Origin of the sequence: Leisingera sp. MMG026 (genome assembly GCF_021654205.1) — a bacterium.
Taxonomy (GTDB): Bacteria; Pseudomonadota; Alphaproteobacteria; order Rhodobacterales; family Rhodobacteraceae; genus Leisingera.
In genome coordinates this window covers 53,565-67,828 of the sequence record NZ_JAKFZM010000009.1, presented here as the reverse complement: position 1 = coordinate 67,828, position 14,264 = coordinate 53,565, and the positions used below count along the sequence as shown (strand labels likewise).

Sequence of the window (14,264 nt, the reverse complement as noted above, 5' to 3'; positions counted from 1 at the left end):
AACGGCCCGGGAACAACTGTGGTCATACGTCCTGCCCTGTCTGCCCGCTCCCCGCCCCCCGATCCGCCGTTGCGCAAGCAGCGCACGCCCCGTTATCCGCAGTTTGACGCGGCTCTGGCACTCTGGCGCGGAACCCGTTTTTTGCCGCTGCCGGAGCCCTGTTCATGACCCAGACCTCGCCGATCCTTGCCCTGCCCTATCTGATGCCTGCCCAGGCGCAGAAACATGTGACCCATAACGAGGCGCTGCAGATGCTGGATGCGCTGGTGCAGCTCCGCGTCGAGGGCTTTGACGCCGCCGCCCCGCCCGCCGGCCCCGCTGTTGGCGAGACCCATGCGCTGGCCGCAGCGCCAACCGGTGCCTGGGCCGGCCACGGGGCTGAGATTGCGGTCTGGCAGGGCGAGGGCTGGCTGTTCCTGGCGCCGCAGACCGGCTGGCGCGCCTGGAGCCTGGCGGACGCGGAGCTGAGGGTCTGGGACGGCAGCAGCTGGATTCTGCCGCCCGCTGAAACCCAGAACCTCGGCCGCCTCGGGGTGGGCACTGCCGCGGATGCCGCCAACCCGCTGTCGGTTGCAGGGCCTGCGACGCTGCTGACCCATGGCGGCGCGGGCCATCAGCTCAAGGTGAACAAGGCCGCCGCCGCTGACACCGCCGCGCTGCTGTTTCAGTCGAACTGGAGCGGCCGGGCCGAAATGGGGCTGGCGGGCTCTGACGATTTCTCCATCAAGATCTCCGCCGACGGCAGCGCCTGGGGCACCGCGCTGGCGCTGACCGCAGACGGGCGCGCAGGCTTCGGCACTGCCAGCCCGGCGGCGCATCTGGAAATCCTGGGCGGCAGCGCCGATTACCTGCTGGCAGGCGATGGCAGCGCCGATTTCCGGCTGGGATCGGATGGCAACGGCAGTTGCTCCGGCGCCTGGTCCGGCGGCGGCGCCGATTACGCCGAATGGTTCGAATGGGCGGATGGCAATCCCGAAGGCGAAGACCGCCGCGGACTTGCTGTGGTGCTGGAGGGCGCCAAGATCCGCCCGGCCCTCGCGGGGGAAACCCCGGCGGGCGTGATCAGCGGCAACCCGGCGGTGGTGGGCGATGGCGACATGGGGGAGTGGAAGAGGCGCTGGCTGCGCGACGCTTACGGCAGCCTGTTGCGCGATGCCTCAGGCCGCCCGCAGGAAAACCCCGCCTATGATCCGTCACAGCCTTACCTGCCGCGCGCCGAACGCCCGGAATGGGCACTGCTGGGGCTGACCGGCAAGCTGCGGCTGAGGACAGGCCAGCCCGTGGCGCCGGACTGGATCCGGATGCGGCAGGTCTCGGCTGAGGTCGAGGAATGGCTGGTCCGCTGAAAACAGGCGGGATCTCCCGGCCTCTCTTTCGAACGCCTCTTTGGGCGGCAGGCTCCTGCCCGTCCCGGAACAATCACAGATTGATCCTCCCCGTTGGGTCCGGCGCCATGCGTTCGCATGGCGCTGCGCCGCGCCAGCGGCGCCGGGCCCAAGGCTTTGAGCCGCATCTATGATGCGGCGCACAGGCGCGGGAGCGCCCGCCTTTTACCCTCTGCCCTTTGCCGCCCTACCCTTTGGCGCCCTGGCCGCGGGCATAGACGTCCTCGTAACGGATGATGTCATCCTCGCCCAGGTAGCTGCCGGTCTGCACCTCGATCAGCACCATCGGCACCTTGCCCGGGTTCTCCATCCGGTGCACGGCGCCAAGCGGGATATAGACCGACTGGTTCTCCGTCACCAGCTGCACCGTGTCATCCACCGTCACCTTGGCGGTGCCTTCGACCACAATCCAATGCTCCGAGCGGTGGTGATGGCTTTGCAAGGACAGCGCCGCGCCGGGATGCACATGGATGCGCTTGACCTGAAAGCGATCGCCCACGGCCAGGCTCTCAAACCAGCCCCAGGGGCGGTGATCCATGGGAAATTCTGTGGCCTGTTTGGCCTGTTTTTCCTTCAGCGCCGCCACCGCCTGCTTCACATCCTGGGCGCGGTCCGCCGCCGCCACCAGCACCGCATCCGGCATTGCCACGGCAATGATATTTTCCAGCCCGATGCCGACCAGCTCCAGCCCTTCGCCTTCGGACCGCAGCAGGCTGTCCGCACAGTCGATCGCGGTGGCAGGCCCGGACGTCACCACACCCGCCGCATCCGGGCCGCTCTCGCGCCAGACCGCGTCCCAGCCGCCCAGATCGGACCAGCCGCCCGCAAAGGGAACAACGCTGAGATTCTCTGCCTTCTCCATCACCGCATAGTCGATCGAGATATCCGCCGCCCCCTGCCAGGCCGCCGGGTCCAGCCGCAAAAAGCCCAAATCAGGCTGGCCCTGATCCACGGCAGCCTGCACCGGCGCCAGCAGATCCGGCGCATGGGCGCGGAACGCCGCCAGAATGGTCTTGACGGAAAACAGGAAAATCCCCGCATTCCACAGATACTGCCCCGAGGCCAGCATCTGCGCCGCAGTCTGTGCATCCGGTTTTTCGACAAACCGTTTCAGCCCGATCGGGCGCGGGGTGAAATCGCCGGGGTCCTCTGCCAGCTCCAGATAGCCATAGCCGGTTTCGGCCCGGTCCGGCTTGATGCCGAAAGTGACCAGCCGGCCTGCGCGGGCGGCCGCCTCGCCTGCCGTGACAGCAGTCCGGAACGCCGCCGCATCCGGCACCACATGGTCCGAGGGCGCCACCAGCATCAGCGCTTCGGGATCCTGTTTCTCCAGCCACAAGGCCGCCGCCAGCACCGCAGGCGCCGTGTTGCGCCCTGCAGGCTCGATCAGGACCGCACCGGGATCAATGCCGGCACCCGCCAGCTGCTCGGTGACAATGAAACGGAAATCGGAATTGGTCAGCACCACCGGGCTGGAAAACCCCTCCCCCGACAGCCGCGCCGCCGAGGCCTGAAACAGCGTCTCCTCCCCGGTCAGCGGCACAAACTGCTTGGGGTAGCTCTTGCGCGACAGGGGCCACAGCCGGGTGCCGGAGCCGCCGCAAAGGAGGATGGGGGTAATCATGCTCTCACTCCAAAATGTCCGCGTGACGCGCCTGAAAAAACGCTCTTCGCTTGTGCTTATGATCTATCTTCCTATTTCACAATAGATGTTTCCAGCACCGGCCGACTGACTTAGAAACCGCCGCAAGCACATCTTCCTGCCTCCTTCAGACGACTGGAAAGCCAGACCGTGACAAAATCAGTTTTTGCGTCCCTTACTGCGCAGCTCCAAGCCCTGCACAATGCCCCCGCGCAAACCGCTGCAGCCGGGCATTGCCCGCTTGCCCCCGACGCAAAACTGTGGCTGTCCACCGACCCCGAAGGCCAGGCAAAATTGACGTGTGCCCCTGCCGCAGAGGGTTTCACACTGACGCTGGAAGACGGAGACAGCGGCCTGTGGGCCAGTCTGGGGTTCCGGCTGGAACGGGCTCAATTATGCACTGCCCGCTATCTGGGCCTGCTCGCGGCAGCCGAAAGCAAAGACTTGCTGATCTATACCCCCACCCTGCGCTATTATCTGAGCAGCGGCGGCTTTACCGAGACCGCAGCCGCCCCTGTTGTCGCGGCCGGCGGCGCACTGGAGCAGCTGTCGCATATCCCTGTGGATCCAAGCCTGCTCGCCCGCAGCAGCAGTTGTGAGTTCAATTTGTTTTTTCAAACCGCGCAGTTCCAGGCAACCTTCCGGCAGCTTGAGCCTCTGACGGTAAATTAGGCAGCCGTGCCGCTGCCCGGATACTGTTCACACGGCCCGTCCAGAACACCGGTCAAAGCGGATTTCACTGCCGCACCCAGCCGCTTACGCTCCGCCAGCCAAAGCGCGGGGTTGCAAAACAGCTCTGCCAGCTGCCGCTGCGCACAGGCGTAAGCCGCGAAACGGTCCTGCCCCCAGCCTTGAACCCGGCTCCGGCTGCAGCCCAACCCTTCCAGTTGCTCCGCCGCTTCTCGCGCCGTCCGCCCGTAAAAATTGATCCAGGCGTCCTCAGGCAAGCCAAAATCATGGATACGATGTTCCGGCGACGCAAAATAGAGCGGCACAGATCCGCAGGCGAATGCATCGAATATCTTCTCGGTCACATAATCCGGCTGATGGGTATTCTCAAACGCCCCCAGCATCCGGGCCCGGCGGTCCAGGCGGGTGAGCTTATCCAGATACCAGTTGCGCTGCTGGAATCTGCTTTGGCCGTCCTGCCAGCTTTGGCCCAGCCGCTCTACTGTGCCGGCCTGCACGGCTTCGGCCAGTTCTGTCCGCCAGGAACACAGGCCAATAATACCGGCCTCTGGCCATTCCACCGCGTGGTAAGGTTCCGGGCGGCGCTCGAACATGAATGCGATATCGGTGCTGCGCGCTTCGAAACACGCCTGCCAGTCTGCTGCGTCCAATGCTGCATTGCGCGCGAAGCGGGCCGCATAGGCATTGGCAAAACGGTGGTTGGTCAAAAGGTAATAGGGAATTCGCGAAAAACGGAAAATACTGGTGGTGGCATGATTCAGTTGAATCACTGGCACCGCACCGAAGCGGGTTTCCACGATCAGTTCCCGATTCAGCGGCCGGCAGCCCCAGATTGTATCCCAGAACGGCTCTTCCGACAAAAGCACAATCGGCTTGCGCCGCTGCCGCCAGGCTGTGATTGCCGCCTGCGGCGCCTCTTCAATGTCCAGTATATGGGTAAAGAGATACAAATCGGCCTGCTCTGGTTCCGAAACGCGTTCGACCCAGCCTTCAAACAGCGGTGCCAGGGCACTGTAGCTGAGCGGCGACCGTTTCATGTGCTTGCCGGCCATGTAAATTTTGATCACGCTGCTCTACCTGCTGGTTCGCCGCCCCATCATCCGGGCAGCAAAGGAAGGGATGCCTGAAGCCCTTAGCGGTTGACTTCCCCCCGGGACAATAAGATTGCTTTTCTGGAACAGGCCGCAAGCATATACAAGAACACAGTGCAAATGAATGTAACTCCTAAGGCCGCCAAGGCGGAGGCGCGGTACATCTGGTACCCGGAGGATGCGGCTTATGGTCAGGCTCTAGCCGCGTTATCCGATCGCTTCGGCCTGACCCGGCTGAACTCTCCGCTGGAGGCAAGCCGCGGCCCGGCATTGCTGCTTTATCAAACTCCAGAGCACCATCTGTACCAGGCGCTTCTGCAGGATCAGGCCCCGGCAGACGCCCTGGCCGCCTGGTCCGCACAAGCCGAAGATATCCTGTGTGCGGTCCGTGAAGAGGGGGCACAAACAGCGGTCGCCGGACTCAGCCAGTTTATCCTTTCTCCACAAGCATTTATCACACATCTGGGCCTGCCCGGCGGCGGCGCCCCGGACGAGTCGGCACCCTCCGTCCCTCCAGTGGCAGACGACGCAGCAGACGACCCGGTTCTTTTGGCACTCGCCACAGCCTGCCTGCAGCAGGACAGCACTGTGCTGAGCTTGGCTCAAGCGGTGCAACAGGCCGCGCTGCCCCCTGCCGCGCCCTCCGCTGCCGCAAGCCTGAACACAACCGCCGCGATACAGGCTCACCGGAATGCTGACGCACAGGCTGCCCTCCTGCAGGAGCAGAAAAACCTGATGCATCAAGAACTGGAAACCCTTCAAATCCTGAACTGCCGCCTGGCAGAGTCACAGCAGCGGCGGGTCGCTGCAAAAGAGCAGGCGCTGCAGGCCGCGGGCCGGAAAATCCGCAGCCTGGAAGCCCATACGGCCCTGCTGCAAGACCGCCTGCTTGACGCCCGGACGCCGAAGCAAACGCGGCTGCACTCTCTCACCGCCGGAATTTTCCGCCTTATCGCCCCGCTGCGGTCTCTGCGTCAGAACCAGGCAGGGCAGGAACAGATCCAACAGGGCCGCAAATAACATGCAAAACAGCACCTTCTTCCAGACACAGCTTTCCCGGATCAGCCAATCAGGCGGCCTCGGCACACTGGTCTATCTGGGGGCCGGCAAAGCCGGTCCGGATACCGTCAAAGCCTGCCTGAACAGCGGTGCTGAACATATTCTCTTGACCGAAGCAGACCCGGAAAGGGCTGCAGCACTCAGACCGGCCTGCATTGCTGCCGGCGTTCAACTGCGCGAAGCAGCGGTCGCGGACGAGGCCGGAGAGCGCCCCTTTCACATCTTCAACATCCGCTCCCTGTCCAGCTGCTGCCGGCCGGACGGGCTGGAAAAAGTTTTCCCCGGCCTGCGCCAGACCGATACAGTGCAAGTGAAAGCCGAGCCCGTAACCAGCCTGCTTGATATGCCGGAGCGGACCGGGCCTGGCTGCAACCTTCTGGCAATTGATTGCCCCGGCCAGGAAGCCGAAATCCTTCGCCAGCTGCAGGCTTCCGGCCTGCTCTCCAAATTCCAGCATCTCTACCTTTCCCTCCCTGCTGCCCCGCTCTACGAAGGCAGCGAGCCCATGGCGGAGATTCTGCAGCGTCTGCACACTGCAGGGTGGCGGTTGCGGCATACGGAAAACCAAGACCCTGATTTCCCGGCCTGTTTTCTGGAGCAGGAACCGCTCGTTCTTCAGGTGGCTGATCTGGAAAAAAAACTGGCTGCAACCGGGGCCGCACAGCAGGCAAGTGAACTCCGTTCTGCCGAGCTGGAAGCAAAGGCCGGGCACCAGGCGCAGGCGCGGGAGCAGGCGGTTGCGGAGCGTGACAGCGCGCGTGCCGAGGCCGCGGAGCTGACTGCGAAGGTTGCGGAACAGGATGCGGAGACGGCGCGCCAGGCACAGGCGCTGGAGCAGGCGGTTGCGGAGCGTGACAGCGCGCGTGCCGAAGCCGCGGAGCTGGCTGCGAAGGTTGCGGACCAGGATGCAGAGGCGGCGCGCCAAGCACAGGCGCTGGAGCAGGCGGTTGCGGAGCGTGACAGCGCGCGTGCCGAGGCCGCAGCACTGGCTGCAAAGGCGGCGGACCAGGATGCAGAGGCCGCGCGCCAGGCACAAGCGCTGGAGCAGGCCGCAGCCCGCGAAGCCGAGGCCCGGAAAGCCCAGCAGAACCTGGCAGTGGCCCTGCGGCTGCAGAGCCAGCGCGAGGCTGATCTGAAAGAATTGCAGGCACGCTACAGCGCACTGCTGGAACGCCAGGAGGCGCAGGATGATTTGCTCCAGCGCACCAAAGCCTGCCTTGCATATCTGGTGGATGAAGCGCCTTCAGAGGAGGCCGGTCTGGTGCTTGCGGAGGCCGCGGCTGCGCCTGCGCGTCTGAAGGAGGGCCAAAGCACGTGAACGGCCTGGTCCCGCGCGTCTCTACCCTCCAGGGCTTGCAACGCCAGCTGGCCCTGGCCGCCGCTCAGCGGGATCCCGCGCTGGCAGCGCGGCTGCGGAATTCAGAGGAGCTGCAAAATCTGCTGGCAGAGGCTGAAACTTTGGCCGGCCGCCCGCAGCGCACGGTGCTGCGCACGGTGCACCACTTTGCCTGCACCGGCGGCACATTGATCAGCAAATGCATCGCAGCCATGCCCTGCACCCGGTTGCTGAGCGAAGTGGACCCTTTGAGCGGGCTAACGCACAAAAACAGCTTCCTGCCTGCTGACCTGATCGGTCTGGCTAAGCTCGGGTCCAGCCCGCCGGGGCAGGACACCCTGCTGCGCATCTTCCGGGCCGGCCTTGCGGCACTGGCCGAAGACACCCGGGCCGAGGGGCGCGACCTGATCCTGCGCGACCATGCCCACAGCCATTTCTGCTGCGGCAGCAAAATCCCGGAACGGCCCTCGCTGCTGCAAATGCTGGAGGGAAACTACCGGCTGCTGAGCCTGGTGAGCGTGCGCCATCCGCTGGATTCGTATCTGAGTCTCCTGCGCCGGAAATGGGTGCATTGGCAGCCGGCCGGTCTTGAGGAATATGCCCGCCGCTACCTGGCTTTCCTTGATCTCTATGCCGGTGCGGAGCTGTTGCGCTATGAGGACTTTCTGGCAGAGCCTGAAATGTGCATGCAGCAGATTTGCAGCATTCTGGATCTGGCTTTCAATCCAGGTTTCCAGGAGGATTTTTCCGCGGTGCAGCTCTCCGGCGACAGCGGCCGCGGCGACGGGGTGATCGCTCCCCGCCCGCGGCGGCCCGTGCCGGAAGATGTGAAGCAGGAAGTCCGCGTCTCATCCAGCTATGCGGCCCTCTGCGCCCGGTTGGATTATGACCCGGGCCCGGAAACCGCTTAAGCAGAAAACCCCCCTTCAATTCCCTCCGCATCTGCCCTAAGCACTCGCGCAGGCGTTTACAGATAGACAGTAGTAGGATTGTAATGAAAAAAGCTCTTATCACCGGCATCACCGGCCAGGACGGCTCCTATCTTGCAGAGTTCCTTCTGGAGAAGGGCTATGAAGTGCATGGCATCAAACGCCGCGCCTCATCATTCAACACTCAGCGGGTCGATCACATCTACCAGGATCCGCATGTGGATCATGCCCGCCTGAAGCTGCATTACGGCGATCTGAGCGATACGTCTAACCTGACCCGGATCCTGCAGGAAGTGCAGCCCGACGAGGTCTATAACCTCGGCGCCCAGTCCCATGTGGCGGTGAGCTTTGAAAGCCCGGAATACACCGCCGATGTGGATGCCATGGGCACCCTGCGCCTGCTGGAGGCGATCCGTTTCCTCGGCCTGGAGAAGAAGACCCGCTTCTATCAGGCCTCGACTTCGGAATTATACGGGCTGGTGCAGGAGACGCCGCAGCGCGAGACGACGCCGTTCTACCCGCGCTCGCCTTATGCGGTGGCCAAGCTCTATTCCTATTGGATCACGGTGAACTACCGCGAGGCCTATGGCATGTATGCCTGCAACGGCATCCTGTTCAACCACGAGAGCCCGCGCCGCGGCGAGACTTTTGTGACCCGCAAGATCACCCGCGGCCTGGCCAATATCGCGCAAGGGCTGGAGCCGTGCCTGTATATGGGCAACATCGACGCGCTGCGCGACTGGGGCCATGCCAAAGATTACGTGCGGATGCAGTGGATGATGCTGCAGCAGGACGCGGCGGAGGATTTTGTGATCGCCACCGGCAAGCAGTACTCAGTCCGCCAGTTCATCCAGTGGTCGGCAGCCGAGCTGGGCATTCACCTGGAGTTTTCCGGCAGCGGCGTCGACGAGATTGCCACCGTGGCCGCGATTGAGGGCGATAACGCGCCCAGCTTGAAGGCGGGTGACGTGATCATGCGGATAGACCCGCGCTATTTCCGCCCGGCGGAGGTGGAAACGCTGCTCGGCGATCCGGCCAAGGCCAAGGAAAAGCTGGGCTGGGTGCCGGAAATCACCACCCAGGAAATGTGCGCCGAGATGGTCGCCGAGGATCTGAAAACCGCCCGCCGCCATGCGCTGTTGAAAGAGCACGGCATGGATCTGCCGGTCAGCGTTGAGGGCTAAGGTCATGACCCGGATTTATGTGGCAGGCCACCGCGGCATGGTCGGCGGTGCGATCCTGCGGCAATTGCAGACGCGCCGGGACGCAGGCGAAGAGCTTGCGCTGATCACCCGCAGCAGCGCCGAGCTGGATCTGACCGATCAGGCCGCGGTGCGCGCCTTCATGCAGGCGGAACAGCCCGATCAGGTCATTCTGGCCGCTGCCAAAGTGGGCGGCATCGTTGCCAACAACAGCTACCCGGCTGAGTTCATCTATGAAAACCTGATGATCGAGTGCAACGTCATCCACGCCGCCTATGAGGCCGGGGTGAAAAAACTGCTGCAGCTGGGGTCAAGCTGCATCTACCCCAAGCTGGCAGACCAGCCGATGGCCGAGGATGCGCTGCTGACAGGCGTGCTGGAGCCCACCAACGAGCCTTATGCAATTGCCAAGATCGCCGGCATCAAGCTGTGTGAAAGCTACAACCGCCAGTACGGCGTGGATTACCGCTCGGTGATGCCGACCAACCTTTACGGGCCGGGCGACAATTTCCACCCGGAGAACAGCCATGTGCTGCCCGCCCTGATCCGCCGCTTCCACGAGGCGGCCGCGGCCGGCGCAGAGAGCGTCACCATCTGGGGCTCCGGCACGCCCCGGCGCGAGTTCCTGCATGTGGACGACATGGCGGCGGCCTCGCTGTTTGTGATGGATCTCGAGGCGCAGACGTATCAGCGCGAGACCGAGCCGATGCTCTCCCATATCAATGTGGGCTGCGGCGCGGATGTGTCGATCCTGGAGCTGGCGCAGCTGGTGGCAGAGGTGACGGGGTTTGAAGGGGAGATCCTGACCGACCCGTCAAAACCCGACGGCACCCCGCGCAAGCTGATGGATGTGTCGCGGCTCAAACGGCTGGGCTGGCAGGCCGGGATCGGGCTGGAGACCGGGGTGCGCGGCACTTATGAGTGGTTCCTGGCGCAGGGGCTGGATAATCTGCGGGCCAAATAGGATCCGGTGCAGGTCATAAAACGGAAAGGCGCGGTCCCGCAGGACCAGCGCCTTTTCTTTTTCCTGAAAAGAGCCTGTTCAGGCAGCAGCCTGCCCGGCAAGATCCGGCAGCACCTCCCGGAAAAAATCTGCATAACGGCGCAGAGATGCCTCGCCAGTTGCACAGAAATACTGCTGTGCCAGCCCTTCGGGCTGCGGCAATGCCAAGCGGGCCTCCAACTGCTCCAGCGTACGGAACGTGCAGCTGTCCGGTAACGGAATACCCGGCACCTCGCTGTCGTAGCGCAGCACCCGGCAGCCCAGCGACAAGGCTTCATAAATCAGCGACGAGGTGTGGCCAATAACGAAATCCGCATCCTGGAAATGCAATTGTTCGCGGATATCCGGAAATCTCTGCAGGAACTCCTCCTTGCGGATCGACGGATGAAAGCGCACCTTGACCGTGCGCCCCGTGCGGCGGGCACAGGCCGAGGCGATCTGCAGCATTTCTTCATTCTGCTGGTTAAAGATCCTCTGATCCAGGAACACCGCGATATAGGGCTGGGGTTTCTCCGAAACCTCGTCGCCAGACGCATTGAAAATCAGCGGCTTGCCGCAATTCACCGTGGTGTTTCCCGGATGGTGGTGTTTGATCAGCTGCGAACTCTCAGGCCCCCAGGACAGAAAGTATTCCGACGGCTGGTGCTGGTAGTTGATCACATTCACCGTATCCATATCGCCGTAATCCACATACAGCCCGTGCTGCAGGGTGAGGGTGGTAACCCCTTGGGCGCGGAAATAACGTGCAAGAAGATGCTCTACCGGCTGCATATCCGCAAAACAGATCAGCGCCTTGAACGTCATCTTCCGGAAATGCTCCAGAATAAAACCGTACTTGCAGGCGCGGATGAAACAGCAGGCCCGGTCCAGCGGATCCGCAATATCCAGCGCATCAAAGACAGCCGCATTTTCCATCATGTAGCGGCTGGCAGCAGCGTTCAGCCGGGGGGTCCGGTGCTGATACTCCTCCACCACCACCCGGTCGCGGATCCCCGAGGCGCCGATCACCGCATGGAACAGCCCCTTGTAATCATCGCGCACCAGACTGCGGAAGAACACCGCACCGGTCTCGCGCTGCTGCGGCAGGCGGTAGTCCGAATAGAGGAAATCGCGCAACCAGACATCGCGTGTAGCCTGCTTTTCAGCCGAAGTCTTCCCCTTCAGGCTGTAAGCATCCGCAAATAGGATATCACGCCACAGCCCGGCGTCTGTGAAAAACTCAGAATTCTCAGTCACTGGTCAAATCACACGCAACAGCGCATCCCTCTTTTTCGCCCTTCTGCATCAGCCTAGCCCCCGGCACGGGTAAACGAAAACGTCTTCAAAGTCTTCTTCTCGCGGGAGAGCTTGTGCAGCCGTATATCGAGAGAATGCGCATCCTCCAACTGCTGCAGCTGGCTTTCCGTGAAATCGGCCCTGCTCAGCATCGGCTGCCCCTCTTTCACAAAGTTTCTCGACGTAATATTTTTTCTTTCAGCCAATCCAATTTCTTTCTTGAGATTGGACGTGAAATACTCGTGCATTCTCTGCACAGAGGTTTCGAGATCAATCAAATTTATATGGTTAGAAACTTCAGAGATGTTTGCGAAACACGCGTTTATCCCCAGGTATCTTGCCTGAGAATTTCGCGTGCAATCCAGTACAAAGCGCACACCATTCAGGTGGCGCACTTGGTCATGTTCAGGATGAACCTTGTTGTATTTAATAAAGTTATACAGGCTGATCAGCCGGTCGACCGGATTCCGTATGACACTATGTATCACGAAAGGATCAGGATAGGATGCGGCCTCATTGTTTTCAATGAATTGATCGAACCGTAAGTGCCCGACGATTGCACCATAACTAAAAACCCCTTGAAAGCGGGGAAAATCGGCAGCCGCGACGTCCCCTCGGGGCCCGCTTTGAATCCTGAGTACCGGAGCGAATGCAGAAGCATAGTACTGGCGAATAGTCGATCCGCCGCATTTTGGAATGTGCAGGAAGAAATGCACGTCTTTACCCTCTCTCATTCTGATAGTTTTTCAAGAGATTGGGGGCATTGGCAACAAAACCCTGCATGTACTCACTCTCTTTCATGTGGTCCCCGTCCCCAAAATTATCGAACTGGATTTTCAACACTTCCAGATACGGCCTAATTCCGGATTCTGACGCGCCGCCCGGCTCAAAATTACACAACGCCTTGTCGATCTGTTTGAACGAGCACCCTGCCACAAACATTTCCACCACTTGATTGTAATCGGCGGCGTATTTGTAGGCCAGGTTGAACGGATGCTGTTGCAGGACCTCCCGGCGGTAATACGCAGACTGATGGCAATAGGGCATCCGCTGGCGCACATAATCCGCTGGATGGGAAGCCTGCAAAACAGGACCGGACTTCCGCATATAGTACCTATGCCCATACACGACATCTTCCCCGGTCAGCTCAGCAGCCACTTCCTCCAGCGTATTGTCATGAGCAAAAGTATCGGCGGCATTCATGAATATGATATAATCCCCGGAGGCCGCCGCGATGCCTTTGTTCATGGCGTCGTAAATCCCTTTGTCCGGTTCCGAAATCAAAACATCGATTGACCCGGCCTGTGCGTCCAGAATCTCCCGGGTGCGATCCGGAGATGCTCCATCGACCACCACGTACTCGATATTTGGATAACTCTGCCGCCGCACGCTCCCGAGTGTGTTTTCCAACCCGTCTGCGTCACAGTACACAACAGTCACCACCGAAACTTTCGGTCCGGCGGAACCAGCCGGAGCATTTATTTCCGGGGCTTCCAGCACATTTTCCTCCCCTGCGCCGCCGGGCTGCGCCTCTTCCGGGCCGGGCTGCTTATGCACGGTGTGCAGCTGACCGTTTACTGCAAGTTTGACCCACCGCAGAGGCGCAGTCATCCGCCAGGACGTCGAGTTCCAAACAGCCTGCAGCTGGGCATCCTTGTCCGTCAGCCAGCCATCGCGTTCACTCTGCGCCGCTTCCAGAGCCGCCACCTGCTCACTCAATTCGCCCACGATCCTGCCGCGCCGCTTCCTGACCTCACTCTCTTTTTTCAGCGCCGCCCGGGTCTCCTCCAAGGCCCCTTGAACCTTGACAAGATTCGCCGCATTGCGCCGTTTCTCTTCCAATACGCCCTGAAAATCGCGCCGTTCCGCTTCCAATGCGTCCTGAAGACTGCGCAGCTGCACCTGCAGCAGCTCCGCCTGGCTTTGCTTCAGCGCGGCCAGATGGGTCTGAGCGTCCAATGCGGTTTTCTGGGCCGGCCGTTCCCGGCCCAGGGTTTGTATCTCTTTCTGCGCCGCATCGAAGGCTGTTTTCAAAACCTCCTGCTCTGCCAGCCCGTTCAGCTGCCGCCGGTAATCCTGCGCGGCCCGCTCCGCAATCTCCAAAGCTTCCGGCTGCGCGGCATCTGCTGGAATGGCTCTCGCCTCAAGCTCAGCATTCAGCGCCGCGGCCGCGGCAGAGCGCGCCACAGCCAGAGCCGCGATACCCTCCCAGACCGGCCCCGCCGGTTCTGCGGGCCGTTCCAGGTCCGGCTCCGGCAGCGAAGCAATGCCAAGATGCCCGCAAGCCCGCTCCAGCATCGTCTCCGGGGCGTTGATCAGATTCTCCGCCTCCAGCAGTGCAACCTGACGGCGGTTCCGGCGGCAGAACGCCAGCAGTTCCTGCGCTTGATCTTCCCAGTTTTTCAAAGCCTGCGCGGGGCTTAATCCGCGGGCGAGACCGGTGCTGACGGCGGTTTCCGCCCGTTCATACAGCACCAGAACCGGGCGGTCTGCGGCACAATCCCAAGCCTCCGGGCTGCCGTGCAACCGCGTGAAACAGCCGTCAGTGCCGGCGTTCCGCACAAGCGACGCACAATCCGCAAGGTAAACGTCCTCAGCAGGCGCGCATTCCTCAAAGTCCGTCAATACGGTGAGCTTATTCTGTGTGTTCAC

At 62.0% G+C, this 14,264-nt stretch carries 12 protein-coding genes; 7 read left to right on the top strand and 5 right to left on the bottom strand.

Going from position 1 to position 14,264, the window contains the following annotated elements; all coding sequences use genetic code 11:
• Positions 1 to 164: 164 nt before the first annotated feature.
• Complete coding sequence (locus L1069_RS06775) at positions 165 to 1,346, top strand: DUF2793 domain-containing protein (protein ID WP_237455148.1); 1,182 nt, start codon at positions 165 to 167, stop codon at positions 1,344 to 1,346.
• 226 nt (positions 1,347 to 1,572) lie between these two features.
• On the opposite strand, the gene L1069_RS06770 is transcribed toward L1069_RS06775, so the two are convergent.
• Complete coding sequence (locus tag L1069_RS06770; RefSeq protein WP_237455147.1) at positions 1,573 to 3,009, bottom strand: mannose-1-phosphate guanylyltransferase/mannose-6-phosphate isomerase; 1,437 nt, start codon at positions 3,007 to 3,009, stop codon at positions 1,573 to 1,575.
• Between the two features lie 168 nt (positions 3,010 to 3,177).
• On the opposite strand from L1069_RS06770, the gene L1069_RS06765 reads away from it, so the two are divergent.
• Positions 3,178 to 3,699: a hypothetical protein gene (locus tag L1069_RS06765; RefSeq protein WP_129373278.1), complete on the top strand. Its 522-nt coding sequence runs from the start codon at positions 3,178 to 3,180 to the stop codon at positions 3,697 to 3,699.
• Here the strand turns inward: L1069_RS06765 and L1069_RS24250 are convergent.
• Complete coding sequence (locus L1069_RS24250) at positions 3,696 to 4,784, bottom strand: glycosyltransferase family 10 (protein WP_237455146.1); 1,089 nt, start codon at positions 4,782 to 4,784, stop codon at positions 3,696 to 3,698. The genes L1069_RS06765 and L1069_RS24250 overlap by 4 nt on opposite strands.
• Positions 4,785 to 4,928: 144 nt before the next feature.
• Here L1069_RS24250 and L1069_RS06755 point away from each other — a divergent pair, with 144 nt between their 5' ends.
• The 5 genes from L1069_RS06755 to L1069_RS06735 all read left to right on the top strand — a co-directional run bounded on the left by L1069_RS06755 (position 4,929) and on the right by L1069_RS06735 (position 10,298).
• Positions 4,929 to 5,828, top strand: a complete 900-nt coding sequence (locus L1069_RS06755; protein WP_237455145.1) for a hypothetical protein — start codon at positions 4,929 to 4,931, stop codon at positions 5,826 to 5,828.
• Position 5,829: 1 nt separating this feature from the next.
• Complete coding sequence (locus L1069_RS06750) at positions 5,830 to 7,185, top strand: hypothetical protein (RefSeq protein ID WP_237455144.1); 1,356 nt, start codon at positions 5,830 to 5,832, stop codon at positions 7,183 to 7,185.
• Positions 7,182 to 8,114, top strand: coding sequence for a sulfotransferase (locus L1069_RS06745; RefSeq protein WP_237455143.1), 933 nt, complete (start codon positions 7,182 to 7,184; stop codon positions 8,112 to 8,114). The genes L1069_RS06750 and L1069_RS06745 overlap by 4 nt, the downstream gene beginning before the upstream one ends.
• Positions 8,115 to 8,197: 83 nt before the next feature.
• Positions 8,198 to 9,316, top strand: a complete 1,119-nt coding sequence (gmd, locus tag L1069_RS06740; protein WP_237455142.1) for a GDP-mannose 4,6-dehydratase — start codon at positions 8,198 to 8,200, stop codon at positions 9,314 to 9,316.
• A gap of 4 nt (positions 9,317 to 9,320) precedes the next feature.
• Complete coding sequence (locus tag L1069_RS06735; RefSeq protein WP_129373273.1) at positions 9,321 to 10,298, top strand: GDP-L-fucose synthase; 978 nt, start codon at positions 9,321 to 9,323, stop codon at positions 10,296 to 10,298.
• A 78-nt stretch (positions 10,299 to 10,376) separates the two neighbouring features.
• Here L1069_RS06735 and L1069_RS06730 read toward each other — a convergent pair whose 3' ends face one another.
• The 3 genes from L1069_RS06730 to L1069_RS24245 are packed head-to-tail and all read right to left on the bottom strand — an operon-like array spanning position 10,377 to position 13,799.
• On the bottom strand, positions 10,377 to 11,573 hold the full coding sequence (locus L1069_RS06730; protein WP_129373272.1) for a hypothetical protein: 1,197 nt from the start codon (positions 11,571 to 11,573) through the stop codon (positions 10,377 to 10,379).
• 53 nt (positions 11,574 to 11,626) lie between these two features.
• Entirely contained in the window at positions 11,627 to 12,346 is a 720-nt protein-coding gene (locus L1069_RS06725; RefSeq protein ID WP_129373271.1) for a sulfotransferase family 2 domain-containing protein, read from the bottom strand.
• Positions 12,333 to 13,799: a glycosyltransferase family 2 protein gene (locus L1069_RS24245; protein ID WP_164982810.1), complete on the bottom strand. Its 1,467-nt coding sequence runs from the start codon at positions 13,797 to 13,799 to the stop codon at positions 12,333 to 12,335. The genes L1069_RS06725 and L1069_RS24245 overlap by 14 nt, the downstream gene beginning before the upstream one ends.
• Positions 13,800 to 14,264 lie beyond the last annotated feature (465 nt).